We start from the raw sequence: 24,773 nt of genomic DNA, 5'->3' as shown, positions 1-24,773 counted from the left end.
TCCGTATCGACTGACGACATGACCGGGTGAAAACCTCGCTGCCTGACTGCCGGTACATTGTTGATCTGGACCTGTGCTTGTGCAAATGCTTTGACGGCGGCTTGCCTGCGAAATCCCCTTTTGCCTCGCAGAACCCCTGGCGCCACAATTGTGGTTAAAATGCCGCCCCTTCACATTGCCGGCCCTGCCCGATGAACCCTGACGCCCTCGCCACCCTCCGCCACTCTTTACTGACGGCTCTGGCCGCTGTACCCGAAGAAACCCGCCGCGTGTTCCATGGCCGGGGCCGATGCTGGCCGGGGCTGGAACAACTGACCGTTGACTGGATGCAGGGCGTGGTACTGGTCTCGCTGTTCAAGGAACCTGACCCGGCGCAACTGGAGGCATTGAAGCAACTGCTGATGGAGATCACGCAATCGCCTGCGTGGGAAAAGTCCGCCGCGCATACGCTACTGCTGCAACACCGCTACCTGCCGCAAAGCACCACAGAGTGGTTGCTGGGGGAAACGATCGAGGAATGGACGATCACCGAGGGCGGACTGCGTTATCGCGTGGACCTGGGCAAGAAGCAGAACAGCGGCCTGTTTCTCGACATGCGCTACGGCCGTAATTGGGTGCGCGCCAATGCTTACGGCAAACGCGTCTTGAACCTGTTCGCCTATACCTGCGGGTTTTCAGTCGCCGCCATCGAGGGCGGCGCGGAGCATGTGGTCAACCTGGACATGTCCCGCGGGGCCCTGAGCCGCGGGCGCGACAATCATCGACTGAATGGACACGACGTGAGCAAGGTGAGCTTTCTCGGCCATGACCTGTTCAAGTCCTGGGGCAAGGTCATCAACAGTGGCCCTTACGACCTGGTGATCATCGACCCGCCCTCTTTCCAGAAAGGCAGCTTTCTACTGACCAAGGACTACCAGCGCGTATTACGCCGCCTGCCGGAACTGCTCAGCAGCCATGGCGTCGTACTGGCCTGCATGAATGACCCGGCCCTGGGCTCGGACTTTCTCATCGACGGCGTTACCCGCGAAGCCCCGAGCCTGCGTTTCGAACAACGCCTGGAAAACCCACCGGAATTTCCCGATATCGATGCCGAAAGCGGCCTGAAAGCGCTGGTGTTCAGACTGGCTGATTAGCCGCTACGGACCTTGTTGAACGCTGTGTCCATGAACAATTAGCATGGGCACATGCGTTCAGTCCGACCGCCAGAACCAGAATCCATGGGAATCTCGATGCGCAACCCAACGTTACCCACGCATTCATCTATTCTGTTTTCACATGGATAAAATCTTTCGCGTGCCCTCATTGCAGGCCCTTCAAGCATTTGCCGAAGTGGCTGAATCAAGCAACTTCACTGAAGCGGCAGCAACGTTATGCCTGACCCAAAGCGCGGTCAGCCGAAAAATTCAACAACTGGAGAATCACTACGGCGTAGCGCTTTTGGTTCGCAACAGTCGAAGCGTCACGCTGACCGCCGAGGGCAAGGAAGTCCTTGAAACCACGCTCAGGATGATCGGCGAATTGCAGGCCCTCGAAAAACGCCTGGCGCCCCGGGCCACACCCTTTCGCATACGCATCCACGTGTCGCTCGCCGTGCATTGGTTGCTGCCTCGGCTGACCGACTTTTATGCACGCAACCCCGACCTGGCCCTGTCGATAGAAACCGTCGCCACCGAACGCGTTGACCCCTCCGGAGAGTGCGATGCCTGCATCCTCTACCTGCAAACGCCGCCAGCCGATCAGGCCTACCACGTCCTGTTCGAAGAGTTTCTGGTACCCGTCTGCGCGCCGGCTTCAGTCAATGGAAAACCACCACCGGCAGCAGTGGACGAGCTCTGCGGGTACCCGCTGATCCATGGTTCAACGGGTCAACAGGAATGGACAGCCTGGTTGAAAGCACAAAACCTGGAACTGCCCAAAGACTGCAAACACATCACCTTCAATCTGGACGAACTGGCCCTTGATGCCGCCGCCCGAGGCCTGGGCATTGCCATGACCGACCGAACGCTCGCGCAAGAATTGATCAACCGCGGTGATTTGATCATTCCCTTCGGCCCCGCCTTGAAAACCTCTGGTGCCTACACCTTGTGGCTACAACCCACCAGCGCCCTGCATCCGGCCCGACCCGCCATATTGGAATGGTTTGCTCAGCAATCGGTGTCCTGACGCGCAAAAATCAGACAGGGATCGAAATCTGGAGGGTTGATTGCCCCCCAAAAGATCGCAGCCTGCGGCAGCTCCTACCCCGACCAGTCAAATCCGTACGAAAATCCGTAGGAGCTGCCGCAGGCTGCGATCCTGGCGATCCTGCATGCGCCGAAAGTCTCCGGTTTGCATCGAAGTGCGGTGCATTCTCTTAACTGACTGGCATCAGGCCGGGTAGCTTGCACCGCCGCCTACCCAAGTCGCTCCTGCACAAACGCCCTGGCTTTGGCCGTCATCTGGTCGAGATGCCGGTCACGCTGTTTTTCGGCATCGAGCATCGCCCTCTTCCCGTGTCTTTGCAGCAGATACGTATGGATCTGCCGCACTTCTGTCGAGCTGTAGATCGGCGCGGTATCCAGCACACCCATCAAGCCGTCAGTGCTGCGGTCACGAGTATTCATCAACACCTGCGGACCCCGCGCACCCAGCACCTGAAACCCCAGCGCTTCGAAACAGGCCACCTTGCCAACGGCGCATGTCAGCTCGCCATGCGGGTATCGACCGACCATCTCTTGCACCATCGCACGGGCGACGCCCCGGCGCCGATGGCTGGCGTGCACCGCCATATAGGCCACACCGCACGCCTCGGGATCGCCCTTGACCGGCAGATACAGCAAAAAGCCGATGACCTTCGAAGGATCCTCATCATCCATCGCTACGATCAATTCGACGGCAATCCCTTTAGACCCGCCGAGCGCTTGCAGATAGAGATGAACCTCGTAGCCGATTGCATATTGATACACGTTGAACAGGAGGTTGCTCGGCGCAATCGCCACCGTGCTGATATCGGTCAGATAGTCGACGACCATCTGGAGAATCTGGTCATTGATGTGCTCGGAGCACGGGGTTTCAAAATGGGTAATCGTGAACATCGAACTCATGCCTCCTTCGCCTTCACCGCCGCCAGCCATTCAGGATTCAACTGACTCTGCTCAGTCTCGATCCCCAGCGCTTCCATGCTCGCCTTGTGCTGATCGATCTCGCGAATCATTTGGCTGAGGCTGCTGGTGTTGCCGTCCAGCTGGTGCATTTGCGTGAGCCCCAGGTGATAAAAGCGCAGCAGCTTCATCGCGCTCGGGTCGCCGGCCTGCACCGCATCGGTGACTCGATGCATGACGTTGGTGACGCTCATCAGGCTACGCTTGAGTTGCCACCCGTACACTGCCGCCGCCATCCACGGCTGCGACCAGCATTTGATTTTCATCAGCGCCGCGCTAACGATGACGGCGGCAATGACACCGCCCAGGTTGAAGCGAAAGTTGTCGCCACCGGGTTCGCCGAACAGCATGACGGCCAGGCCGGACAGCGTCATCGCCAGCAGAATGAACGTCACGGCGATGATCACGGTGCTGCGGCGCGTCTGCTGTCGATAGGTTTCGGGGTTCCACGGCTTGATCTCGAACATCACGGCAGCGCTCTTTTGCTAAGTTGATTACAGGATTGCGCGGCATTATCGCCCGTAGTGCCCGGCACAGACACGTTTAATGAACAGGACGCCTCACCATGCGCGCTACTGACGAAGTTTGGCCGTTTACTGGATCAGGGTTTCAGCAAGGAAGTCTTCGACAACCTCAGAAATCTGCTGATGTGTGCCCTGCTGCTGGCCGCGGGCACCGACGCACTTCACACCGTGTCGCCGCTGTTTCTCGGCCTGTTTGGCTACTGGATCGCGGGCTGGGGCCTGATTGCACTGGCGGTCATACTGATGCTGCTGAACATGTGCGATGGCCTGAGAAAACTTGCCAAAACACGCTACCACCTGAGCCTGCAAATAGTGCTTTGCCTGCTTTATGTGGTGATGGCGTTCAGGATTGTAGAGATTGTCTGGAACTTCAGAGCGACCTGAATCAATAGAAACGCAACGCCCCCCGAATCGAGGCGTCTACCCGATCAATGTCGATACCGTCTTGAACCTCACCGCACAAGTTAAATGACCCGTCCTATAAGGCTAAAGCTAAAGAAATTGGAACGACAGTGAAGCGCCCAATCGACTAAGTTCAACTAGAGTCGAGGGCGGTAAGAAACCACCCTCTTGTTCATCTGAGCGCTTGAGGCAGCACCATATCGATCTCAAAAAACTCCGATTTAATCTGGTCTCTAACCTCACGGATATGGTTGACGCCAGCGGGTCCGCCGAACAGCATCACGGCCCGACGTGAGGCCCCCGTAAACGCTCTGCATCAGTTATTTATACTCAAATGCCAGCTTAATAATATTTTACCGATACCGGGGTGATCCCTAGTCTTGAGCCCAAGAAATGGCAGGTCGTAACCGACCCTAATCCAACTTCGAAGGGCATAGAGATGACCATTGAAAAAATAAAAACAGACACGCTGATTGTCGGCGCCGGTCAGGCGGGGTGGCCATGAGTGAACACCTGAGCAAACTCGGGGTGCCGCACCTGGTGCTGGAGCGCAATCGTATCGCCGAGCGCTGGCGCACCGGACGCTGGGATTCGTTGGTGGCCAATGGTCCGGTCTGGCACGACCGTTTCCCCGGTCTTGAATTCGACGATCTCAGCCCTGATGGCTTTGCCCCGAAAGAGCGGGTAGCCGACTACTTCGAAGCCTATGCCAAGAAATTCAACGCCCCCATCCGCACCGGTGTGGACGTGAAGAAAGTTGAACGCAATGTGGGCCGCCCGGGTTTCACCATTGAAACCTCTGAAGGCGTGATCGAGGCCAACCGCGTGGTGGCCGCCACCGGGCCTTTCCAGCGTCCGGTCATCCCGCCGATTGCTCCAAAAGACCAGCCGTTCCTGCAGATTCACTCGGCCGACTACCGCAATCCGGCGCAACTGCCCGAGGGCGCTGTTCTGGTCGTCGGCGCCGGGTCGTCGGGGGTGCAGATCGCCGATGAATTGCAGCGTGCCGGCAAGCAGGTTTACCTCTCGGTTGGCGCGCACGATCGCCCTCCTCGCGCCTATCGCGGTCGTGATTTCTGCTGGTGGCTGGGCGTGCTCGGCGAATGGGATCAAGCGGCCATGAAGCCAGGCCGCGAACACGTCACCATCGCCGTGAGCGGTGCGCATGGCGGCCGTACGGTGGACTTCCGCGGGCTTGCCCATCGCGGGATGACACTGGTGGGGCTGACGCAATCGTTCAAGGGCGCCGTGGCGACCTTCCAACCGAATCTTGCCGACAACCTGGCGCGCGGCGATGAGAACTATCTGGCCCTGCTCAATGCGGCTGACGCCTATATCGAGCGCAATGGCCTGGACCTGCCGGAAGAACCTGAAGCCCGCCATACCTTCGCGGATCCGGAGTGTGTGACCCATCCGATTCTTGAGCTCGACCTGGCCAAGGCCGGCGTGACCTCGATCATCTGGGCCACCGGGTTTGCCACCGATTACAGCTGGCTGAAGGTCGACGCCTTCGACGACAACGGTAAACCGCAGCACCAGCGCGGCGTTTCGAGCGAGCCTGGTGTGTATTTCCTCGGCCTGCCGTGGCAGTCGCGTCGCGGCTCGTCGTTCATTTGGGGTGTTTGGCACGACGCCAAATATGTGGCCGACCACATCGCCATCCAGCGTTCGTACCTCGACTACCGGGATACCGCGCAACGCCAGGCTGAAACCGTCCCGGCCGCCCATAAGACACCCGTCAGCGCTTGATACCCAAGCCGGCGCTTGAACAGCGCCGGGCCGATTTTTCAGGAGTTTGAAATGTCCACGCCAACCCATACCCGTATTCGCATGTTCAACACCAAAGAAACCTACCCGAACCAGAGCCTGGACAATGACCTGTGTCAGGCAGTCCGGGCCGGCAACACCGTTTATGTTCGCGGTCAGGTCGGCACCGATTTTGAAGGCAACCTGGTGGGTCTGGGTGACGCTCGCGCGCAAACCGAGCAAGCCATGCGCAACGTCAAACAATTGCTGGAAGAAGCCGGCAGCGACCTCAGCCACATCGTGAAAACCACCACCTACCTGATCGATCCGCGGTATCGCGAGCCGGTCTATCAGGAAGTCGGCAAGTGGCTCAAAGGGGTGTTTCCGATCTCCACCGGCCTGGTGGTCTCGGCACTGGGGCAGCCGCAGTGGCTGATGGAAATTGATGTGATTGCGGTCATACCAGAATAAACAGCCCGAATAAACAAGGAGCCAAGACATGACCTTTTCCATCGCCGCCCGTTGCCCCGAAACCGGTCAGTTCGGCATTGCGATCAGTTCATCGAGCATCGCCGTCGGCGCACGTTGCCCATGGCTGCTGCCAGGTGTGGGTGCCGTCTCGACGCAAAACATCACCTTGCCGTCACTCGGCCCGGAAGTCCTCGCCCTCATGGAACAAGGCCTTGCGCCCGTCGAGGCATTCGACAAGGTGTTGACTCGCAACGGCTATAGCCAGTATCGACAGATCACCGCGATTGACCACCTCGGCCAAACCGCACACTTCAGCGGTGCACAAACCCTGGGCACCCATAACGCCGTGTCGGGCGAGCAATGCGTGGCCGCCGGCAACATGCTGGCGGGCCGTGCAGTAATCGAGGCCATGGTCAAAGCGTTCGAACAGGGCGAAGGTCAACTGGCCGACCGCTTGCTCGCGGCGCTGAAAGCGGCTGTGGCGGCGGGCGGCGAAGCCGGGCCCGTGCACTCTGCGGCGGTTGTCGTGGTCGGCGAATTGACCTGGCCGATTATCAACCTGCGGGTTGATTGGGCCGATCACGATCCGATCGGTCAATTGGAAACGTTGTGGGACGCCTATCGGCCACAGGTTCAGGATTACATCGACCGCGCCCTGGCGCCCGACAAGTCGCCTGGCTACGGTGTCGCTGGAGACGACCGATGAGCAACAGTGTCGATTTGCTCGAGCAACTGGTAGCGTTTGACACCACGAGCCGCGAATCAAACCTGCACCTCATCGAGTTCGTCGGCGACTACCTCGCACACTTCGGTGTGCCGTGCGAACGGGTCTACAACGAGCAGCGCAACAAGGCCAACCTGTTCGCGACCATCGGCCCGGCGGATCGGCCGGGTATCGTGCTGTCGGGGCACACCGATGTGGTGCCCGTCGACGGCCAACCGTGGAGCGTTACGCCGTTCCAGCTCACCGAGCGCGACGGCAAGCTCTACGGTCGCGGCACTGCGGACATGAAAGGCTACATCGCCTGTGTCCTCGCCCTGGTCCCGTCTCTGGTAAAAGCCCCGCTACGGCTGCCGGTGCATATCGCGCTGTCCTACGATGAGGAAGTCGGCTGCCTTGGGGTCCGCTCGCTGCTTAAAGCCCTCGAACAGCGACCGGTCAAACCGATGCTCTGCATCATTGGCGAACCAACCGAGCTCAAACCGGTGCTGGGTCACAAGGGCAAACTGGCGATGCGTTGCGACATTCACGGTGAAGCCTGCCACTCGGCGTACGCCCCACTCGGGGTCAACGCGATTGAATACGCCGCCGAACTGATCGGTGAACTGGGCCGGATCGGCAACCGGCTCAAAGCGCCAGAGCATCACGACGCCCGCTTCGATCCGCCGTTCAGCACGGTGCAAACCGGCGTCATATCCGGTGGCAAGGCCTTGAACATCGTCCCGGCCGATTGCCGCTTCGACTTTGAAATCCGCGCCCTGCCCTCACACGATCCAAGCGTGGTGGCGCAGGAACTGAAGACCTACGCCGAGCAGCAGGTATTGCCCCGCATGCGCGCCGTGAGCGATCAGAGCGACATCCGCTTCAGTGAGTTGTCGGCGTATCCCGGTTTGGCGACCGATGCGCACAGCGAAGCCGCTGAGTTGATCGCGGCATTTTCCGGCTCTCGGGAGTTCGGTACGGTAGCGTTCGGCACCGAGGGCGGGCTGTTTGACGCGGCGGGTATTTCAACAGTGGTCTGTGGCCCCGGCAGCATGGATCAGGGCCATAAACCGGACGAGTTTGTCAGCCTCGAACAATTGAAGGGCTGCGACGCCATGCTGCAACGAATGCTGTCATCGATCTGCTGAGTCGCGATGATTGGCCCGACGCTCAGGTATGCAGTCGGGCCAGTTCTTCCTGGCAATAATCCACGAACAGCTGCACCGGCTTGGTCAGTTGCGTCCGACGCAACCACGCCGCGGATAAACCCGAGCCCGTCACCGTTTCAGCCAGCGGCACACACACGACTTTTTGCCCGTCATAGGTGTATTCCGAAAACGGCTTGGTCACCAGAATCGAAAAACCAAAACCGCGCCCCACCATCCCGCGCACCATCTCAATCGAAGGCGAGCTGAACACAATGTGCGGCGTCAGCCCGAGCGCTTCAAAAATGCTCACGAAGTAGGTCCGGCTCGGCACCACGTCCAGCAAAATCATCGGCTCCAGCACCAGCTCCTGCAGCGACACTTTCGCCTGTTGCGCAAAACGGTGGTCCGCCGGCAGCAAGGCATAGGGCTGCCGGGGCGGCATCAGCGGTACCGTCTCAATCGTGCTGTCCAGATCGTGTTCGAACAGTATCGCCAGATCAATACTGCCGGCGGTCAGCGCCTGCACCAACTCCTGTTGCTCGCCATCGCGAATACGGATCTCCACACCCGGCCAGCGCTCTTTGAAACCGGCGATCAACCGTGGCAGGTACAGTGGCGCCACCGTTTCAAAACAACCAATATCGACCTGCCCTGCCACCATGTCATTGTCCGCCAGCGCATTCTGCTCAAACTCGCGAGCCACCCGCAGCAGCTCAAGCGCTTTGCGGTAAAAACGCGACCCGCTCGGCGTCAGTGAAACACCCTGCGCGTGATGCCGAATAAACAGCTGAACGCCAAAGCTGTCTTCCAGGTGTTTGATGGCGGTCGAAACCGACGGTTGGGCGATATAGAGCTTGCGAGAGGCTTCAGCCACACTGCCGCAATCGGCGGTGGTGACAAAATACCTGAGCTGTCGCAGGTTGTAAGCGGCCATGCGGACCTCCAGAAAATAGCGGATCGAGCCCCAACACCAACGGGTGTTTTCTGGACGCACGATCAAGACTGAACATACCGGAGGAGGAAAAACCGCGGGCATCTATTTTTTAAGGTTTGAAGCAACAAACTTACTCATTTATCTGTCCCAATGCATTGCACATGATCACTCCAACAAGAAAAGCGTCGCTCGCGCGGCGCTCACTGAAGTACGTCCACGTACTCACTTTGCCTTGGAGTCCGTCATGGTCACCGCCACAACACCCAGCGCCCCGCTTATCGAAAAACACACGATTGGATACGTGCCACCCGAAGAGTAAAAATCCCGAACGGTGTTGCGGTTTTTTTCTGCTCTTTTTGGCTGGGTGTTCAATAGAATGTTCAGGTTGAAAGCCCAGACACTGTCGCGTCATACAGTGCCACGAGAACCCTTATGAACACCCATTTTGAGAGAGCAGCATGATCGAGGTCACCGAGGTTTCCATTGCCCAACTACGGGCTGCGCTCGAATCGGGCCAGACGACGGCGGTTGAACTGGTGCAGGCCTATCTCGCCCGAATCGATGCCTACGACGGCCCCGACACGCCCACCGCCCTTAACGCGGTGGTGGTGCGAAACCCTGAGGCGCTGAACGAGGCGCAGGCGTCCGATGCCCGTCGGGCCAAAGGCGAGACGCTGGGGCCGCTCGACGGCATTCCCTACACGGCCAAGGACAGTTATCTGGTGAAGGGGCTGACCGCCGCTTCCGGAAGTCCCGCCTTCGCCAACCTGATGGCCTGTCGCGATGCGTTCACCATCGAACGGCTGCGCGCCGCCGGCGCCATCTGCCTGGGCAAGACCAACATGCCGCCCATGGCCAACGGCGGTATGCAGCGCGGGGTCTACGGCCGTGCAGAAAGCCCGTACAACGCTGACTACCTCACCGCCCCTTTCGCCTCCGGCTCATCGAACGGCGCCGGTACCGCCACCGCCGCCAGTTTCGCGGCTTTCGGCCTGGCAGAAGAAACCTGGTCGAGCGGACGCGGCCCTGCCTCGAACAATGGGCTGTGCGCCTACACGCCGTCACGCGGGGTGATCTCGGTGCGCGGCAACTGGCCGTTGACGCCGACGATGGACGTTGTCGTGCCGTTTGCCAGAACCATGGCCGACCTGCTCGAAGTGCTCGACGTGGTAGTGGCCGAGGATCCCGACACACGCGGCGATTTGTGGCGGATGCAACCCTGGGTGCCGATCCCGAGCGTCGCTTCGGTGCGTCCCTCCTCCTATTTGGCGCTTGCCGCGAATCCCGATGCACTCGCCGGAAAGCGCTTCGGCATTCCCCGGATGTACATCAACGCCGACCCCGAAGCGGGCACGTCTGAAGCGCCAGGTATCGGTGGCCCGACGGGGCAACGAATCAACACCCGTGCCTCGGTGATCGGGCTCTGGGAGCAGGCTCGCCAGGCACTCGAAGCCGCTGGCGCCGACGTGATCGACGTCGACTTCCCGCTGGTCTCTCATTGCGAAGGTGATCGTCCCGGTGCGCCGACCGTGTTCAATCGCGGCATCGTCTCCAAAGAGTTCCTCCACCATGAACTGTGGGACCTGACAGCGTGGGCGTTCGATGACTTCCTGCAGGCCAACGGCGATCCGAAGTTGAATCGTCTGGTCGACGTCGACGGACCGCTGATCTTCCCGCACGACCCGGGAACCCTGCCGAACCGCGAAGGCGACCTTGCCGCGGGCATGGACGAGTATGTGCGAATGGCCGAGCGCGGCATTACCCCGTGGGACCAGATCACCACCGTGCCCGACGGACTGCGAGGGCTTGAACAGACCCGTAAAATCGACCTTGAAGACTGGATGGACCGGCTCGGCCTCGATGCCGTGCTATTCCCGACCGTCGCCGACGTCGGCCCGGCGAATGCCGATGTCGACCCGACGTCTGCAGACATCGCCTGGAGCAACGGCATCTGGGTCGCCAACGGCAACCTCGCCATCCGCCACCTCGGCGTGCCCACCGTCACCGTACCGATGGGCGTCATGCCGGACATCGGCATGCCCGTCGGGCTGACCTTTGCCGGTCGTGCGTATGACGATTCGACGTTGCTGCGACTGGCTTCGGCGTTTGAGGCGACCGGGACGAAGCGGATGATTCCGCCGCGGACTCCGGCGTTGCGCAAGTAGGAAATACCGGGACAGAAATACCGGGAAAGACCACGATTTCAAAAACCGTTGAAATCGTGGTCTTTCCTCAAATCCATTTTTACCAAGGGGATGAATTCAGTTGGCTCACTACGAACGCAGTCTGCCAATCGCCCGCCGATACTTTTCAATTCGCTCCAGATCTTCCCAGGACGGCTGTGCAATTCGGGACAGGTCGCTGTTCTCTTCAAGGTCAGCCAGCTTGACCACCCGGCCTATCGGGTTCTGCGCCGCTCGTTCGACGAACAGTTCGTAGGACTCTCCCGGCAGCTTGGTGACCGACTCAATGGCCGCCAGCACCGTTTCACTGAAGCCTTCTTTACGCAGATCATCGAGGCTGATGCCTGAGTCCTCGACCACGTCATGCAGAACCGCCACGATCCGTTCTTCCAGCGTACTGACCTTCAGCATCACTTTCAGCGGGTGCAGGATGTACGGCGAACCGCCCTTGTCGACCTGCCCTTCATGAGCGCCAGCAGCGATAGCGATGGCACGTTCCAGTGTTTGAGTCATCTCGGTTTTCCCTGGCTTGAAAGCCGTAGCGGTTGGTCACGTTGATGTCGAGCTTGAGCCAACCCGCGACGGACTTCCACTGAACGATAGAACGTTGCAATCCGTCCCAAATCCAAGCACCCACCCGATCGACGTAGGAGCTGCCGCAGGCTGCGATCTTTTGATCTTCAGCTCCGAAACTCTTGTAGGAATCCACCCACCGTGGCGAGGGAGCTTGCTCCCGCTGGGTTGCGAAGCAGCCCCAAGCCCTACCTCCCAATTTCCTCAGACACTCCGCAGCGCCCGATTTACGGCAAATACACCGCTGAACATGGACAAACCACCTCGCCACAATGACCGCGCAGCGTCCTACACCCCGGTTGCAGTCACTAAAGTCGACGCCTAAAGTTGGTCTGTCGCTGACATTCGTTGGCGATAGGGTTTCGCAGCCCTTAAGATTGACACCTTGTTCCGTCAGGCTCGGCCGGCTCCCGGCTGCGTATCGTTTTATGGCGGTTGTGCGTGGGAGACCTTCGGGTCTGCCGGGTCTTGGTGTTAATCCTCCGGTCTGCGAACCCGCGTACAGCTGCCACCCAATTTGTTTCGCAGCAGACAAGGTGGCAATTCTTCTTTTGTGAGGATTAACACCATGACAACTCAACACCCGCCCCACCGCTTCACCCCCATGTCCCAATTCGCCACCGACTCCCCCGTCCTGCACATCGACAACGACGCCCCACTCCGCGAACTCCACAACTGCGTCAGCGAACGCCTCAACGCCGTCCTCAAATACCTCAACCTCATGGCCTGCACCAGCCTCCCCGACTACGCCGAAAACGACATCAACACCGTCACCAACATTGCTCGGATCATGGTCCAGGATATTGCTGATGTGTTTGGGGTGATTGAGCAGCGTGGGTTTGATACGCCCAAGGGGTTGTGAGCACATTTCAGTCGTAAAAAACCCGCATTGCTGCGGGTTTTGTTGCCTGCTCGTATTGCGTCCTTCTTCGCTTTTTTTTGCGACCTGCGGGCCGGGATCAATTATTTGCGAGCAAAAGGTGACAGATCTATTTGATGAAGAACACTTTACTGAATAAGTACTTTCCCTATGTGCATGTAGGTATCTTCAGCCCCAACCTTCTTGATTTGCTGTACGAAAAATCTGAATTTCCTCAGACTCTGAATCACAGAAGCAAAAACCCAAATCCTCCCGATAGAGCACCTGTTACGCTCGAAATATAGCGATCAGCTGACTAAAGGGAGTGGCACGTATGGCTAATCACGGTTACATGAGCATTACCGGTAAACGCCAAGGTTTGATTTCCGCCGGTTGCTCCGGATTGAACTCAATCGGCAACAAATGTCAGATTGATCACGAGGACGAAATCATGATTTTGGCTTACTCGCACAACATGATTACGGGTAATGACGGTGGAGTTTCGGGCGGGCGCGGCAAGCACCTGCCTATCATGATTACCAAGAACATCGATAAATCGTCACCGTTGCTGGCAAGTGCACTTCATGAGCGCGAAGAGGTGGAGTGCACTATCCACTTCTATCGAACATCCCCGGCGGGCGGCCAGGATAAATATTATTCAATACGACTCACGGGGGCGAAAGTTTCGCATATCACCCTTCAAGTACCTCACTCCATACATATGAACGATGCACAGCCACAAGAGTTAGTATCCATTCGTTATCGCGACATCAGTTGGACGCATATTCAGGCCGGTACGTGTGCTTATAGCACTTGGGGAAACGAGGATGAGTGATGACACCTGTGACATTCACGACGTGACTAAAGCTGCGTCCGATCTTGTTGCGTTCGGGTGTTCTATCGGCGCTACGCAACTGTACGATAGTTTTTTGCAGCTTCAATTCAGCTCGATTGTTTCATCCTATGCTAACGAGATTATCCAAGCGGTTGATGAAGGTTTGATCAGTGCGCAGCGAGGTATCCAAGAGATCAGAGAAGAGTATGCCGAGTTATCATCCAAGGCGTTATTTTATGCTCAAAATGGCATCGGCGTCTTGGCGGGCGCCATGCAAGTTCAATCTGGCGCCTCGAAAATCGGAAACACAAGAGGCCTACAAGCCCCTCTGGGCCTGCTTTATTCCGCCCATGGCGTCAATAACATCTATGAAAGCTTAGGAAATATCTACAACGGCCCAGGCACACCTGCCGTTGTAGGCCCCTTTCGAAAGCTGTATCAAAATTTAGCCAACGACACTCACACTGGAAACATTACTTATTACACTGTCGACTTAAGCCTATCTGCTTTTGGCCTGTTAAACTCAGTACGTAAAACTGACTCGGTAGAGCTTTTCAATCGAGACGCAATCAATTATGAGCGCGCTTACAAGCAAATGGGGAAACTGGCATTGGCTTTTGAAGCCTTGATAGACGCGATAACTATCAACAGCATAGCGGAAGAAAACAATTTTAGAAAAAACCACATTACTCGCTAAATCAATGCTTACGATTCAACTTCTTCACATACATAGACAAGCCAATAAAAATTATAAAAAAGACAAGCCCATTGACAATTATGGAACACAACCCCGTCAAAGACACCACATCACCTATCATTTGGATAACAATCGCAGCGCAGAGCAAAGAGCTGATAAAAACGCCAAAGTACAACGCTGCAACTGATTGCTTTTCAAACTCTACAGGACGACCAAGCGTTACAGCTATGATGCTTGGAGTATAATAAAAAAAATGCACGACTACCAAGATAAGAAACACAACCCCAAGCACAAACTTATAATACACCCCCTCCAAAGATATTAATCTTTCTATTAAACTCACAAGAAATACCGCATAAAAAGCACTGACAACAACAGACAACGAATCCGACATCAAGACAACAAAGAGTTTTCGCAAACGCATAAGCCACTATGACTCCCGCACCATATTTTCAGAAAAATTCGTAGTCAACCATAACCTCATTTAACATAGTGGATCAACCGACCCGCCGCGACCAAAACCATTACCAGAAACCACTTACAACTACTACCAACTTCGTCTTACGTACTTTTCCCAAAATTCGCACCACAACACGATCTAAATCCGTGTGTGAAAGGAATTCCAAAGGAGATCTAATAAAAAATAATTTCTAAAATAGAAAAATTTTATCCAAAAAAACCGATACCTGTACAGGTATCGGTTTTTTTATCAACCAAAGCTGATCAAGCCAAGGTCACAGCCAAATCACGCCAACATCAAAAATTCGCCGGCGTATTCGCACTGATAATCACCGCCTCATCCGCCCCAATATTCCGAAACCGATGCGGCAGCGTCGTCGGAAAGTAATACCCATCCCCGGCATTCAGCTCACTAATCTGCCCATCCACGGTCAACTCAACCGTCCCCCGCGTAACGAAGCAAAAGGTGACAGATCTGAATGGCACTTACTTAGCAGCTAACCACTTGAGCTGAAAGCAAAAAATGAAGAAGGGCTGGTCTTGGTCTACGGTGATAGTTGCGAACACACACCAAAAACCAAGGACACAGCCCTCATGGATCGTAGACGCCAAATTCTCCAGCATCAACAGCAACGTTTTCGCCGCCATGCTTCGAACTGTGATGCCTATGCTTTTTTCAACCTCCTCACGGCTCCCGAGCTGCTACAGCGCGTCGAGTCAGCACTGCCAGAGCATCGAGAGCGCCTGTTTCCACCAACCGAAACCCTTTCGATGTTTCTGGCTCAAGCGATGAGTGCCGATCGCTCCTGTCAGAACGCCGTCAACGATTTCTCCATCAAGCGATCCTGTAGCGGCATGAAACCCAACAGCACTCGCACGGGCGCCTTCTGTAAAGCCAGACAACGCTTACCGGTGGAAATGGTATCCACGCTGGTTCGGCATACCGGTTCGTCTATCAGTGATCAGGCACCGTCCTCGTGGCGCTGGATGGGGCGACCCGTACGCCTTGTCGACGGGACAACGGTTTCGATGCCCGATACGACTGCCAATCAAGGTGCCTATCCGCAGTCACGCGGCCAGAAAGTCGGTCTTGGTTTTCCGTTGTGTCGAGTGGTCGGCATCGTTTGCCTCTCCAGCGGTGCCGTTTTAGATGCCGCCCTTGGACGTTTCCGAGGCAAGGGCGGCGATGAGCAGACGCTGCTCAGATCAATGCTCGATACGCTGAAAACAGGCGACATTTTGTTGGGCGACGCTTATTACGCTACCTATTTCCTGCTGTGCGAGTTGCAACGAAGAGGTATCGATGGCGTGTTCGAACAATATGGCGCTCGACGGCGCAGCACGGACTTTCGCCTGGGGCAAAGTCTCGGCTCGGAAGACCATCTGATCGAGTTGAAAAGGCCCGAAAGAAGACCCCCCTGGATGAGTCAAACGCAATACGAACAGGCGCCTGAAAGACTGACAGTGCGGGAGCTGAAGGCTGGCGGAAAGACGTTGGTGACCACGTTGCAGTGTCCACAACAAACACCCAAGTCAGCCCTCAAGTCACTGTACAAAGGGCGTTGGCATGTCGAACTGGATCTGCGCAATCTCAAGGCTACGCTGGGGCTGGGAAAGTTGAGCTGTAAAACTCCGGGCATGGCTGTCAAGGAGTTATGGGTCTATCTGTTGGCACACAATCTGATCCGTATGCTCATGGCACAATCGGCTCTGTTAGCAGACTGCTTACCTCGCGAACTGAGCTTCAAACACAGCCTTCAGCTATGGTTGGCGCTGCGACAATATGGCAGCCCTGAAGAAGAGGATGGCCTATCAAATTTACTGACGCTGATCGCTCAAAGGCGCGTTGGAAACCGACCTGGTCGTATCGAGCCGCGAGCCATAAAACGAAGACCTCAAGCCTACCCCTTGCTGACCAAACCACGTCGGTCAGCAAGGGCGGATGTTAGGAAGAGTGGGCATGCCAAACATGTTAAGTAAGTGCCATTCGTGACAGATCTATTTGATGAAGAACACTTTACTTAATAAGTACTTCCCCTATGTTCATGTAGGTATCTTCAGCCCCAACCTTCTTGATTTGCTGTACGAAAAATCTGAATTTCCTCAGACTCTGAATCACAGAAGCAAAAACCCAAATCCTCCCGATAGAGCACCTGTTACGCTCGAAATATAGCGACCAGCTGACTAAAGGGAGTGGCACGTATGGCTAGTCATGGTTACATGAGCATCACCGGTAAACGACAAGGTTTGATTTCCGCCGGCTGCTCCGGATTGAATTCAATCGGCAACAAATGTCAGATTGATCATGAGGACGAAATCATGATTTTGGCTTACTCGCACAACATGATTACGGGTAATGACAGTGGAATTTCGAGCGGGCGCGGCAAGCACCTGCCTATCATGATTACCAAGAACATCGATAAATCGTCACCGTTGCTGGCAAGTGCACTTCATGAGCGCGAAGAGGTGGAGTGCACTATCCACTTTTATCGAACATCCCCGGCGGGCGGCCAGGATAAATATTATTCAATACGACTCACGGGAGCGAAAATTGCGCATATCACCCTTCAAGTACCTCATTCCATACATATGAACGATGCACAGCCACAAGAGTTGGTATCCATTCGTTATCGCGACATCAGTTGGACGCACATTCAGGCGGGTACGTGTGCTTACAGCACTTGGGGAAACGAGGATGAGTGATGACACCTGTGATATTCACGACGTGACTAAAGCTGCGTCCGACCTTGTTGCGTTCGGGTGCTCTATCGGTGCTACGCAACTGTACGATAGTTTTTTGCAGCTTCAATTCAGTTCGATTGTTTCATCTTATGCAAACGAGATTATCCAAGCTGTTGATGAAGGCATCATCAGCGCTTGGCAGGGGATACAAGAAATCAGAGAGGAATACGCTGAGTTATCGTCCAAGGCGCTTTTTTATGTTCAAAACGGCGCAGGGATGCTGGCGGGGGCCATGCAGATGGAGGCTGGCGCCACCGTTTTAGGGAGCACAAGAGGTTTGGCCGTAATACCTGGATTACCTTTAATCGCGCATGGATTCAATAACATCTATGAAGGCGCAGGCAATATCTACAATGGCCCTGGCGCACCCGGGGTGGTTGGACCTGTTCGAAAGCTTTATCAGAACCGGCTTGGAAGCATTTACGAGGGTAATATGGCCTACTACTCCGTGGACGTGTACTTATCTATAAACGGTTTATCAAAGCTTGTTCGAAAGCCCGATTCGATACAGTTATTCAACCACGACCCTATCAACTATGAAATGGCCTACAAACAAATGGGGAGGCTCACTTTAGCTTTCGAAGCATTAGTCGACGCCATCACAATCAAAACAATGATAAACGAGAACAACATAACAATTGAAAACAAGAAACCATGAGCGCGAAAAATCCAATCATCACCTACGCCGTGACCGCCCAGTATAAAAACTCAAGAAAACCAGAATTAACGTAAAAACAAGAAACACAACTGCTACACCCAACAAATAAGGCGCACCATCTAAAAACTCAATCTTCTTGACCTGAGGCATAAAAATTATGGTCCCAGTCACAGCTCCAATGACAATACCAACCCAAGAACCACGCAAACTAATATACTTTTCATCCATCATCCCGCCAAGCCACACATTACGCAGCCTAGGGATATAAAAACGCAACCCAAAGAAACTAATAGCCACATACGTGGCAATGTAGGCAGCTCGCAAATAACCACCCTCCAAGGGTATCACCTGCCTTACTCCACCAACAATTATTACGGTATAAAACCCGGCAGAACCCAAGATAAGAGAGCACACCCAAATATAATAGCGAGCATTTCTAAAATTCATAAATACATGATCCATCACGGCTACAATATTTGAAAACATTATAGCCATGCATCAGATCGTTGGAAGCACTGAAACATCTGCTTAATTAAAAATTCGCCGGCGTATTCGCACTAATAATCTCCGCCTCATCCTGCCCAATATTCCGAAACCGATGCGTCAGCGTCGTCGGAAAGTAATACCCAGCCCCAGCATTCAGCTCACTAATCTGTTTAGGACTGAGATAAATACCAGAGGGGGTGTGAGGTAAACCCGAGATACTCCGGGACATGGTGGTCCATAGTGAGCGGAGTTCTGTAATAGAGTTGCAACCAGTGCAATTTGAAAAGACCCCGATCAATCGTCCTTGACCGGGGCTCAGCATACCTCTGACGAGGCGTCGTTGTCCTGCCCCTTACTCCTCATCTGGGACAAAGAGGTCTCGCTGATTGCGAGCGATGATAGCCAGGCGCATACGTTTAACCACTCGATAAACCTGCTGAACGGAAACGCCATGTTTGGTCGCAACCTCGTGGTGGTTGCGACCGGTGAAGTCGTCGTAGATTTTCTGGTGCAGCCTGGAGGCCTGAATGCAGACCCCCTTGGGAACGTACACAACCTGACCGCCCCACAGATGTGCAAACAGCGTGGTAATTTCCACGCTGGTCGCTTCAGCCAGATCGGCACTGACGCCGAGGCTCTCCTGAATGACCTTGGCCATCGGCTCGATGGTCTCGCTTAAAAGGTCAGTGCCTCGAATTGTGCTCATGATTGGACTCTCCCCATCCACTGTTTCAGGTTTTCAATCACCCGACTGGCCTGGGCGGTAGTAAGCCACTGCAGCGCGGAGACTTTGGTCATGCTCGATACGAACTTGGCCAAGGCCTCCTCGGATGGATCACGTACTGCGCCCAGGTCATGCAAGGACAGCCACAGCGACCGGATTTTTTTGGATTGTACGTCATCAGCCAGCGGTCTTTTTTGAGCTTTGTTAGGACGTACTTTGAAGCCTAGCAGTTTGAGCTGTTCCAAAACCTTGAGCAGGTTGGCAAGGCTCAAATCAGCTGTAGAGGTCGCACCACCCAAACCCTTCATGCCAGACAGCATCAGGCGATAGGTGTCGTCATCCATGCCCAGCTCACGCCGAGCAACGTGGATCAGCTTGATATAGCGCAGCCGGTTTGGGTTGGACGGCGCGCTGATCACTGAGCACCTCCAGTGTACAAAACGTCAAATCCACTTATGCCCAATTCATACGCTCCATCAGGTCCACTGCAGCCTGCTCAGGATCTTCAAAGTCACCATAGGAGAGCTTGCGAATGAAGTCCTCCAGCTCACACTTTGCGTCCAATGCATGACCACGATGCCAAGCCGCGACACGAAGTCCGCCGATCTCCTGAGGAATGGTATTACCCATGCCTTCCACCACCAGGGTGTCGTATTGATTTTCGGTGCTCATATCAAACCCCCATTGTCAGCAACGCACGCGGCTGATGACTCACCGCCTGGTGCAGCTGAGCGGACTTGCCCGCTTCATAGCCAGCATCGGCAGCACGTTCGTCACGTACTTTGAGCTTGCGGCGTTTAAGGTCCGCGCTCTCAAGGTCGGGGTAGTGCTTTTGCATGTAAGCCTCTACGGCCTCGGCAATGTTGTCTTCAACACCAGCAAAGGACTCGACTTTGCGGCTTACCGCATCAAGCCAGCCATTGGCGAAAGCGTCACCTCGGGCGACCTTGGTCGAGCGCTTGCAACGCTTCTGCGTGTCCAGGTACTCGCGGCGAGCCTTCTGCAGCTGGCGCACCAGCACCTGGTAGGCATATCCAGCTAACTCTGGAGCGGCTGAGCAACCGACAAAAATGAAACGAGCAGCACTGTATAGGCGATTGGAAATAATGATTCGCGTGCCAAACGCGTCGGCACATACCTGCGCAAGGCGGACACGCCAAACCGGGGGCATGCCTTCCGAACCTGCAAGGATTGGATGCTCGCTAGCCATGCTGGCCAGCACGTCACCGACTTCCAGGTTGTACAATTCCATGAGGTTTTGTGCCTGGCGTAGCGCGATTTCGGCTTCATGCGGATTGCTGGTTTTGGACTTGGCCATCTCCAGGCACTTTTTGATCTTTTCGAGCGTGCGGTTGTTGTCCATGTCACACCGCCGCCAGATCGAGAGGAATGGCTTTGTAGTTGTCCGACTCACCGATCCGCTCATACACCCGGACATACACGGCACTGCCGGAGATCAGAATAGAATCCTTGACCGCCTGCATGGCCAGCTTCCACTGGTCGTCATTGATCTCCAGGCGTAGTAGATCGAGAACGTCAGTGGTTTTGATCTGGCCGTTACGGTTCGGGCTGAACACCCGATCCACGATGGCCAACAGATGGTTGTCCGCACCTTTGCTCCAGGCCTTGATGCAGTCGTAAACCATGACCTTCGCCACTTCCATTTCCTCGGTGAAGGTCACGCGATCCGCGTACGAGCGCACGATCTTGAACTGCCCGTCATAGCTGGTGATGGTGACGTTGCCCTTTTTGCCGCCCATTTGAACGCCATAACGCTCTCCCGAGATGCTGACCAGATCGGCGATGTCACTCAGGGCCTTGGCTTTGAAACGCTTCAGTGCCGCGTGCAACGGGATGGCTTCAGCCGCCAGTTCACGGGCAACCTGGTCACGCAGTTTGTCCTGCTCACGGACCTGAGCTTCCGGTACCAGGTGGCCAACGGCATTGCGGACGAAACCCGCAGGGATGGTGATATCAGTCATGGGTTTCTTCCTTTATAAGAGCCTGCAGCTGTTGCGCAACCGCATCCCGCATGGCGGCGACTGCAGTAATTAGGGCCTGTTTCATCAGTGAGCCTGCCTTGCAGAATGAGCTGCTGTCTGTTCTTGGTAGTGAACTGCGAGGCGCTGCATCTCGCTATAGATGTCTCTGTAGTTACCAGCGAGCTGCAGCTTGGCGAGTTTCACCAAAGTCGCGTTGAGTGCGTGGACCTGCTCTTTCAGTTCAATGATTTTCAGGTCCTTACCGAACAGCTCATCGTTGGCCCGTTTCAGCTCAGCTCGAACCTGTTGCTCGCTGAGAAGGTCCGGGTTGCAGAGGGTCGAGCATGCGTGAACGATGACTTCGCTCATTGGTCCTGCTCCTTCACCTGGGAAAGCCATGTCACATCAACACCACGAACCGTCACGGTGTTACGGGTGACCCGACCTTCTGTGCTGTAGCGGATTCCGCGCAGTTCATCGCCAAATTCGCGATGCAGCTGGCGAACACTGCTCGACTCGATAAAAATCTTATTGTCGAGAAACACCAGGTGCTTGATCTCGATACCGGCCTTACGCAGATCGCGGGTCAGGCTGTTGAAACTGGAGATCTTCGGCAGGAACTCTTCTGCGAAGATGCTCATGCACGGAACCGTTTGCACACCTCTCAGGTACAAAGACGCCATCTCACACCCCCTTCACAACGTCGGCGTTGATCAAAGGCACGCCAAGCTCAGCGGCCATGTTCAGTGCGGCATTCATCAAGTTGCCGATGGCCAACGGATACAGCATCGATACCGTTTCCTCGCGACCACCACGACGACTCGGCTGGGACAGGCGTGCAGCAATCGCCTCAATGCCACTGTCATCGATTACCTCTGACAGAGGTTTGCCCGCACGGCTGAAGCGAAAGGTCAGAAAATCTTTGAGCAGGTTGCCGTTGACTGGGGCCAGGGTGACGCGCTCGCAGCGCTGCACCACCTCACGCACATCAGCGTTGCGCTCACTGAGTTTCACGTCGAGTTCCGGCTGCCCGATCATGATGATGCTCACCAGTTTGACGAAGCCGACCTCCAGTTCCAGGATGCGCTTGAGGTGCTTCAAGGTCGGAATCGGCAGGCTGTGCGCCTCTTCTATTAATAGGCAGTGCCGGTAGCCCGCTGCATGCGACTCTTTCAGGGCTTTGTGCAGTTGGGCAAAACGAGCTTCAGGGCTGCTCTTGGGTTTTGCCAGAGGGGCAACCGCCGCCATCATAGCTTCAGCGATGTGGGTACTCTTCAGCGATTTACCCTTGGTATCGTTGTCTTCGGACGCCAAAACATAGGGCTCGATGACCACCACCGGGTCGTTGCTTTCCATAATGCGGTTGATCAGATCCCGACGCAGAGTGCTTTTACCAGCGCCCGATTCACCCACCACCGCCAGGAACCCACCGTGGCGTGCGGTCTGGTACATGGTCTCGCGGACATAACGAATGTCCGGGCTGACCCACATGTCCTGGGCACTTTGCAGCTCTTCAAACGGATCGCGGAACAGGCTGAACGCCTTGCGGGTCGATGGCAGTAACGTTTGTTTTGGCAGTAACATAGGTTCGTCCTCCCCGGACGGCTCATTCATTTGGGCCGGATCTGCCGTGCTCGAACACGGCAGATCCACTTCTTCAAAGGCGTTGGCGATATCGGCATCGTTGGCGCCCGCTTCGGTCAGGAACACGCGAATGCGTCCCTGCAGTTCTTCGTTATCCAGGCTGCGCGGCCACTGGCCGTGGTTCAGCAGTTGAGCAACAGCGGCGCTGCTGAGGTTCAGCGACTCCGCCAGAGCCGACTGCGGTCGACCCACGCCTTGCAGTACTTGCTTGAGCTTCAACATCAGTTACCTCCAACCGCTGCCACGAGGCTGAGCGGTGTGCGTACAACTTCGGCAGGTCGTTTCAACTCGGCCTCGATGGCGTCCAGTTGTTCCTGGGCGATACCGTCCGGGCAGTGCTGTTGCAGCCAGCTGAAGGTTTCAGCCGACCAGATGTCAGTCATACGCGGACGCAACAGCTTCGCGGCCTCGACATGAGTCAGCAGCGCGTGCTCTACGGTCGGAGCGTTGACGTTCAGCGATGTGCCACGACGTGGCAGGTAAGCCGGGAGCACCGTGTCGGTCACATGCTTGTGTGGATCGATCAGGCCACCGAATGGCAAGGTCTTGGCCTTGCGTGCGGCCTTCGCGTCTTCCTCATTGGTGGTACCGGTGGCGAGCTGCTCCAGCACTTTGCGCGAGACTTGGGCCGGTGTGTCGGCATGACGTTTGTACTGTTCGCCAATGGTGGCCGAAGTCTCGGCAAAACCGAACGCATCCATCTCAATCCGTTCCACAACGTGGTACTGCTCGCGCCCGTCTTCGCCCATCAACACCACAATGGCGGCATCCTGGTCACGCCAGCAGTTGCGGGTGATCAACAGCTTCTCGCCGACCATCACACTCGGTACCGAACTGACATCGAACTGCGCTCCCCGGAATGACACCCGCAGCAGGTTGCTGACCTTGCGTTCTTCCGGTGTGCTGACGGCCAGCTCGCGGCAGACCTCAATAGTCGGTGCCAGGCGCAGTTGATCGGGCGTGATCAGCTGCCACACACCAAATCGGGTACGCCGGGTGCGGGTATGGACCGAGGTGGCATTGTAGTAACGCATCCACTGGCCTGCCCACGCGTTGATCTGCTCCAGGCTTTCGGCTGCCTGAAACTTCAATGCACTCTCAAACTCGCGTTCGACAATGTTGTGCGCCTGCTCGACCTGACCTTTTGCCCGTGCGTTACCGACCTGGTTGATGATCAAGTCAATGGACATGGCGCGGCACAGGTTGCGGAAGATGCCGCTGGTCATGGCCGCACCGGGGTCAGTCATCAGCATCCACGGCACGCCGTGAAACGGGTCGGACTCGTGACGTTTCTGCATCGCATTGATCAACACGTTGCACAGGTTCTCAGCGGACTCCGCACCCAGCACATACTCCAGGTACACGGTGCCGCTGGTGTGGTCGGTGATGACGTAGCGCCACAGGCGTTGGCGTTCGATCTTCTTCAGGTTGGCAGGCTTGCCGTCGTAGAACTCGGCCTTGTTCATCACCCGTGCGCCGTCATCGGCGAGGTAGAACTGCGTCGAGATCGAGGCATCGACCTGCCACACATGGTTCGGGTGCTTGCTGGCCAGTGAGACAGCCGGTGCATCGTGCAGCAGCTGTTCCGGATGCAGCTTGTAGCTGCGCAAAGCGCGGCTGATCGCACCATTACTCAACGGCTGAAACACCCCCGTGGCCTCATCGACACGACCGGCGAAGATCAAGTTGTTGCTGCGCAGGCGCTCGACAGCCCGCTCGATGGTGGACAGCTGTTTGTTGTTGGCGCGGATCGACTCCAGCAGCACCGCTGAAATCAGCTGCGCCTCTTCCAGGGGCAAAGCACTGCACCCGGCATCGCTGCGACGTTTACGAGGTTTGGTCACTGAGACCTCCTTCAGCTTG

Annotated in this window: 28 protein-coding genes and 3 pseudogenes; 14 read left to right on the top strand and 17 right to left on the bottom strand. The window is 56.0% G+C overall.

The features are described 5' to 3' along the window. The first annotated feature begins 191 nt into the window (after positions 1-191). Both BLL42_RS24330 and BLL42_RS24325 read left to right on the top strand, forming a co-directional pair. Entirely contained in the window at positions 192-1,133 is a 942-nt protein-coding gene (locus tag BLL42_RS24330; protein ID WP_071554918.1) for a class I SAM-dependent methyltransferase, read from the top strand. A gap of 142 nt (positions 1,134-1,275) precedes the next feature. Continuing rightward, positions 1,276-2,163, top strand: coding sequence for a LysR substrate-binding domain-containing protein (locus BLL42_RS24325; protein WP_071554916.1), 888 nt, complete (start codon positions 1,276-1,278; stop codon positions 2,161-2,163). Between the two features lie 230 nt (positions 2,164-2,393). Here BLL42_RS24325 and BLL42_RS24320 read toward each other — a convergent pair whose 3' ends face one another. Together BLL42_RS24320 and BLL42_RS24315 are read right to left on the bottom strand one after the other, a co-directional pair. Next, positions 2,394-3,074, bottom strand: a complete 681-nt coding sequence (locus BLL42_RS24320; RefSeq protein WP_071555845.1) for a GNAT family N-acetyltransferase — start codon at positions 3,072-3,074, stop codon at positions 2,394-2,396. Positions 3,075-3,079: 5 nt separating this feature from the next. Then, positions 3,080-3,607, bottom strand: a complete 528-nt coding sequence (locus BLL42_RS24315; RefSeq protein WP_071554915.1) for a DUF3087 domain-containing protein — start codon at positions 3,605-3,607, stop codon at positions 3,080-3,082. 57 nt (positions 3,608-3,664) lie between these two features. Between BLL42_RS24315 and BLL42_RS24310 the strand changes: the two genes are divergently transcribed. From BLL42_RS24310 to argE, 5 genes and pseudogenes are all read left to right on the top strand, one after another. Next, entirely contained in the window at positions 3,665-4,048 is a 384-nt protein-coding gene (locus BLL42_RS24310; protein ID WP_408004009.1) for a hypothetical protein, read from the top strand. A gap of 457 nt (positions 4,049-4,505) precedes the next feature. Continuing rightward, a pseudogene (locus BLL42_RS24305) lies at positions 4,506-5,815 on the top strand (flavin-containing monooxygenase). 51 nt (positions 5,816-5,866) lie between these two features. Continuing rightward, positions 5,867-6,283, top strand: a complete 417-nt coding sequence (locus BLL42_RS24300; RefSeq protein ID WP_071554911.1) for a RidA family protein — start codon at positions 5,867-5,869, stop codon at positions 6,281-6,283. A gap of 28 nt (positions 6,284-6,311) precedes the next feature. Further along, positions 6,312-6,989, top strand: a complete 678-nt coding sequence (locus BLL42_RS24295) for a DUF1028 domain-containing protein (RefSeq protein ID WP_071554909.1) — start codon at positions 6,312-6,314, stop codon at positions 6,987-6,989. Beyond that, the gene (gene argE / locus BLL42_RS24290; protein ID WP_071554907.1) at positions 6,986-8,134 is read left to right on the top strand and encodes an acetylornithine deacetylase; all 1,149 of its coding nucleotides are present in this window, start codon (positions 6,986-6,988) and stop codon (positions 8,132-8,134) included. The genes BLL42_RS24295 and argE overlap by 4 nt, the downstream gene beginning before the upstream one ends. Before the next feature lie 22 nt (positions 8,135-8,156). Here argE and BLL42_RS24285 read toward each other — a convergent pair whose 3' ends face one another. Then, positions 8,157-9,068 carry a LysR family transcriptional regulator gene (locus BLL42_RS24285; RefSeq protein ID WP_071554905.1) on the bottom strand — a complete coding sequence of 304 codons (912 nt, stop codon included), beginning with the start codon at positions 9,066-9,068 and terminating at the stop codon, positions 8,157-8,159. A 458-nt stretch (positions 9,069-9,526) separates the two neighbouring features. Here BLL42_RS24285 and BLL42_RS24280 point away from each other — a divergent pair, with 458 nt between their 5' ends. Beyond that, positions 9,527-11,233 (top strand): amidase, encoded by a 1,707-nt coding sequence (locus BLL42_RS24280; RefSeq protein WP_071554903.1) that lies wholly within the window; start codon positions 9,527-9,529, stop codon positions 11,231-11,233. A 108-nt stretch (positions 11,234-11,341) separates the two neighbouring features. On the opposite strand, the gene BLL42_RS24275 is transcribed toward BLL42_RS24280, so the two are convergent. Beyond that, positions 11,342-11,764: an HD domain-containing protein gene (locus BLL42_RS24275; protein WP_071554901.1), complete on the bottom strand. Its 423-nt coding sequence runs from the start codon at positions 11,762-11,764 to the stop codon at positions 11,342-11,344. Between the two features lie 628 nt (positions 11,765-12,392). On the opposite strand from BLL42_RS24275, the gene BLL42_RS24270 reads away from it, so the two are divergent. The 3 genes from BLL42_RS24270 to BLL42_RS24260 all read left to right on the top strand — a co-directional run bounded on the left by BLL42_RS24270 (position 12,393) and on the right by BLL42_RS24260 (position 14,215). Next, on the top strand, positions 12,393-12,686 hold the full coding sequence (locus BLL42_RS24270; RefSeq protein WP_071554899.1) for a fructose-bisphosphate aldolase: 294 nt from the start codon (positions 12,393-12,395) through the stop codon (positions 12,684-12,686). 331 nt (positions 12,687-13,017) lie between these two features. After that, positions 13,018-13,518 carry an Hcp family type VI secretion system effector gene (locus BLL42_RS24265; RefSeq protein WP_071554897.1) on the top strand — a complete coding sequence of 167 codons (501 nt, stop codon included), beginning with the start codon at positions 13,018-13,020 and terminating at the stop codon, positions 13,516-13,518. Further along, positions 13,511-14,215 (top strand): DUF4225 domain-containing protein, encoded by a 705-nt coding sequence (locus tag BLL42_RS24260; protein WP_071554894.1) that lies wholly within the window; start codon positions 13,511-13,513, stop codon positions 14,213-14,215. The genes BLL42_RS24265 and BLL42_RS24260 overlap by 8 nt, the downstream gene beginning before the upstream one ends. 1 nt (position 14,216) lies before the next feature. Here BLL42_RS24260 and BLL42_RS24255 read toward each other — a convergent pair whose 3' ends face one another. Continuing rightward, positions 14,217-14,639: a hypothetical protein gene (locus BLL42_RS24255; RefSeq protein WP_071554892.1), complete on the bottom strand. Its 423-nt coding sequence runs from the start codon at positions 14,637-14,639 to the stop codon at positions 14,217-14,219. Between the two features lie 332 nt (positions 14,640-14,971). Beyond that, positions 14,972-15,130, bottom strand: a pseudogene (locus BLL42_RS24250) (cupin domain-containing protein); the annotation flags it as partial. Positions 15,131-15,268: 138 nt separating this feature from the next. Between BLL42_RS24250 and BLL42_RS24245 the strand changes: the two are divergent. The 3 genes from BLL42_RS24245 to BLL42_RS24230 all read left to right on the top strand — a co-directional run bounded on the left by BLL42_RS24245 (position 15,269) and on the right by BLL42_RS24230 (position 18,074). Continuing rightward, positions 15,269-16,654, top strand: coding sequence for an IS4 family transposase (locus BLL42_RS24245; RefSeq protein WP_071551365.1), 1,386 nt, complete (start codon positions 15,269-15,271; stop codon positions 16,652-16,654). Between the two features lie 222 nt (positions 16,655-16,876). After that, a complete protein-coding gene (locus BLL42_RS24235) occupies positions 16,877-17,377 on the top strand; it encodes an Hcp family type VI secretion system effector (protein ID WP_071554886.1) in 501 nt (166 codons plus the stop codon). Further along, positions 17,370-18,074, top strand: a complete 705-nt coding sequence (locus tag BLL42_RS24230; protein WP_071554885.1) for a DUF4225 domain-containing protein — start codon at positions 17,370-17,372, stop codon at positions 18,072-18,074. Before BLL42_RS24235 ends, BLL42_RS24230 begins: the two co-directional genes overlap by 8 nt. Positions 18,075-18,092: 18 nt before the next feature. Here the strand turns inward: BLL42_RS24230 and BLL42_RS30265 are convergent, their stop codons facing one another. The 11 genes and pseudogenes from BLL42_RS30265 to BLL42_RS24180 form a co-directional block, all read right to left on the bottom strand. Then, positions 18,093-18,569 carry a hypothetical protein gene (locus BLL42_RS30265; protein ID WP_071554883.1) on the bottom strand — a complete coding sequence of 159 codons (477 nt, stop codon included), beginning with the start codon at positions 18,567-18,569 and terminating at the stop codon, positions 18,093-18,095. A gap of 37 nt (positions 18,570-18,606) precedes the next feature. Next, positions 18,607-18,729, bottom strand: a pseudogene (locus tag BLL42_RS29805) (cupin domain-containing protein); the annotation flags it as partial. Positions 18,730-18,912: 183 nt separating this feature from the next. After that, positions 18,913-19,266 carry a Mor transcription activator family protein gene (locus BLL42_RS24220; RefSeq protein ID WP_071554881.1) on the bottom strand — a complete coding sequence of 118 codons (354 nt, stop codon included), beginning with the start codon at positions 19,264-19,266 and terminating at the stop codon, positions 18,913-18,915. Further along, complete coding sequence (locus tag BLL42_RS24215) at positions 19,263-19,703, bottom strand: gp16 family protein (RefSeq protein WP_071554879.1); 441 nt, start codon at positions 19,701-19,703, stop codon at positions 19,263-19,265. The genes BLL42_RS24220 and BLL42_RS24215 overlap by 4 nt, the downstream gene beginning before the upstream one ends. A 34-nt stretch (positions 19,704-19,737) precedes the next feature. After that, positions 19,738-19,956, bottom strand: a complete 219-nt coding sequence (locus BLL42_RS24210; RefSeq protein ID WP_071554877.1) for a hypothetical protein — start codon at positions 19,954-19,956, stop codon at positions 19,738-19,740. A 1-nt stretch (position 19,957) separates the two neighbouring features. Then, on the bottom strand, positions 19,958-20,647 hold the full coding sequence (locus tag BLL42_RS24205) for a DUF2786 domain-containing protein (protein ID WP_071554875.1): 690 nt from the start codon (positions 20,645-20,647) through the stop codon (positions 19,958-19,960). A 1-nt stretch (position 20,648) separates the two neighbouring features. Beyond that, positions 20,649-21,266: a DUF3164 family protein gene (locus BLL42_RS24200; RefSeq protein WP_071554873.1), complete on the bottom strand. Its 618-nt coding sequence runs from the start codon at positions 21,264-21,266 to the stop codon at positions 20,649-20,651. A gap of 84 nt (positions 21,267-21,350) precedes the next feature. Next, positions 21,351-21,635: a hypothetical protein gene (locus tag BLL42_RS24195; protein WP_071554871.1), complete on the bottom strand. Its 285-nt coding sequence runs from the start codon at positions 21,633-21,635 to the stop codon at positions 21,351-21,353. Continuing rightward, entirely contained in the window at positions 21,632-21,907 is a 276-nt protein-coding gene (locus tag BLL42_RS24190) for a hypothetical protein (RefSeq protein WP_236721930.1), read from the bottom strand. The genes BLL42_RS24195 and BLL42_RS24190 overlap by 4 nt, the downstream gene beginning before the upstream one ends. Positions 21,908-21,950: 43 nt before the next feature. Further along, the gene (locus BLL42_RS24185) at positions 21,951-23,132 is read right to left on the bottom strand and encodes an ExeA family protein (protein WP_071554867.1); all 1,182 of its coding nucleotides are present in this window, start codon (positions 23,130-23,132) and stop codon (positions 21,951-21,953) included. Beyond that, positions 23,132-24,754, bottom strand: coding sequence for a TnsB C-terminal domain-containing protein (locus tag BLL42_RS24180; protein WP_408004008.1), 1,623 nt, complete (start codon positions 24,752-24,754; stop codon positions 23,132-23,134). The genes BLL42_RS24185 and BLL42_RS24180 overlap by 1 nt, the downstream gene beginning before the upstream one ends. Positions 24,755-24,773 lie beyond the last annotated feature (19 nt).

This window comes from Pseudomonas frederiksbergensis (genome assembly GCF_001874645.1).
GTDB classification, from domain to species: domain Bacteria; phylum Pseudomonadota; class Gammaproteobacteria; order Pseudomonadales; family Pseudomonadaceae; genus Aquipseudomonas; species Aquipseudomonas frederiksbergensis_B.
The sequence above is the reverse complement of the archived record's forward strand: the minus strand, read 5'-3'. Positions and strand labels throughout refer to the sequence as shown.

Coding starts and splice junctions, on each gene's coding strand:
- BLL42_RS24330 (WP_071554918.1), top strand. CDS start 192: ATGAACCCTGACGCCCTCGCCACCCTCCGCCACTCTTTACTGACGGCT.
- BLL42_RS24325 (WP_071554916.1), top strand. CDS start 1,276: ATGGATAAAATCTTTCGCGTGCCCTCATTGCAGGCCCTTCAAGCATTT.
- BLL42_RS24320 (WP_071555845.1), bottom strand. CDS start 3,074: ATGTTCACGATTACCCATTTTGAAACCCCGTGCTCCGAGCACATCAAT.
- BLL42_RS24315 (WP_071554915.1), bottom strand. CDS start 3,607: ATGTTCGAGATCAAGCCGTGGAACCCCGAAACCTATCGACAGCAGACG.
- BLL42_RS24300 (WP_071554911.1), top strand. CDS start 5,867: ATGTCCACGCCAACCCATACCCGTATTCGCATGTTCAACACCAAAGAA.
- BLL42_RS24295 (WP_071554909.1), top strand. CDS start 6,312: ATGACCTTTTCCATCGCCGCCCGTTGCCCCGAAACCGGTCAGTTCGGC.
- argE (WP_071554907.1), top strand. CDS start 6,986: ATGAGCAACAGTGTCGATTTGCTCGAGCAACTGGTAGCGTTTGACACC.
- BLL42_RS24285 (WP_071554905.1), bottom strand. CDS start 9,068: ATGGCCGCTTACAACCTGCGACAGCTCAGGTATTTTGTCACCACCGCC.
- BLL42_RS24280 (WP_071554903.1), top strand. CDS start 9,527: ATGATCGAGGTCACCGAGGTTTCCATTGCCCAACTACGGGCTGCGCTC.
- BLL42_RS24275 (WP_071554901.1), bottom strand. CDS start 11,764: ATGACTCAAACACTGGAACGTGCCATCGCTATCGCTGCTGGCGCTCAT.
- BLL42_RS24270 (WP_071554899.1), top strand. CDS start 12,393: ATGACAACTCAACACCCGCCCCACCGCTTCACCCCCATGTCCCAATTC.
- BLL42_RS24265 (WP_071554897.1), top strand. CDS start 13,018: ATGGCTAATCACGGTTACATGAGCATTACCGGTAAACGCCAAGGTTTG.
- BLL42_RS24260 (WP_071554894.1), top strand. CDS start 13,511: ATGAGTGATGACACCTGTGACATTCACGACGTGACTAAAGCTGCGTCC.
- BLL42_RS24255 (WP_071554892.1), bottom strand. CDS start 14,639: ATGCGTTTGCGAAAACTCTTTGTTGTCTTGATGTCGGATTCGTTGTCT.
- BLL42_RS24245 (WP_071551365.1), top strand. CDS start 15,269: ATGGATCGTAGACGCCAAATTCTCCAGCATCAACAGCAACGTTTTCGC.
- BLL42_RS24235 (WP_071554886.1), top strand. CDS start 16,877: ATGGCTAGTCATGGTTACATGAGCATCACCGGTAAACGACAAGGTTTG.
- BLL42_RS24230 (WP_071554885.1), top strand. CDS start 17,370: ATGAGTGATGACACCTGTGATATTCACGACGTGACTAAAGCTGCGTCC.
- BLL42_RS30265 (WP_071554883.1), bottom strand. CDS start 18,569: ATGGCTATAATGTTTTCAAATATTGTAGCCGTGATGGATCATGTATTT.
- BLL42_RS24220 (WP_071554881.1), bottom strand. CDS start 19,266: ATGAGCACAATTCGAGGCACTGACCTTTTAAGCGAGACCATCGAGCCG.
- BLL42_RS24210 (WP_071554877.1), bottom strand. CDS start 19,956: ATGAGCACCGAAAATCAATACGACACCCTGGTGGTGGAAGGCATGGGT.
- BLL42_RS24205 (WP_071554875.1), bottom strand. CDS start 20,647: ATGGACAACAACCGCACGCTCGAAAAGATCAAAAAGTGCCTGGAGATG.
- BLL42_RS24200 (WP_071554873.1), bottom strand. CDS start 21,266: ATGACTGATATCACCATCCCTGCGGGTTTCGTCCGCAATGCCGTTGGC.
- BLL42_RS24195 (WP_071554871.1), bottom strand. CDS start 21,635: ATGAGCGAAGTCATCGTTCACGCATGCTCGACCCTCTGCAACCCGGAC.
- BLL42_RS24190 (WP_236721930.1), bottom strand. CDS start 21,907: ATGAGCATCTTCGCAGAAGAGTTCCTGCCGAAGATCTCCAGTTTCAAC.
- BLL42_RS24185 (WP_071554867.1), bottom strand. CDS start 23,132: ATGTTGAAGCTCAAGCAAGTACTGCAAGGCGTGGGTCGACCGCAGTCG.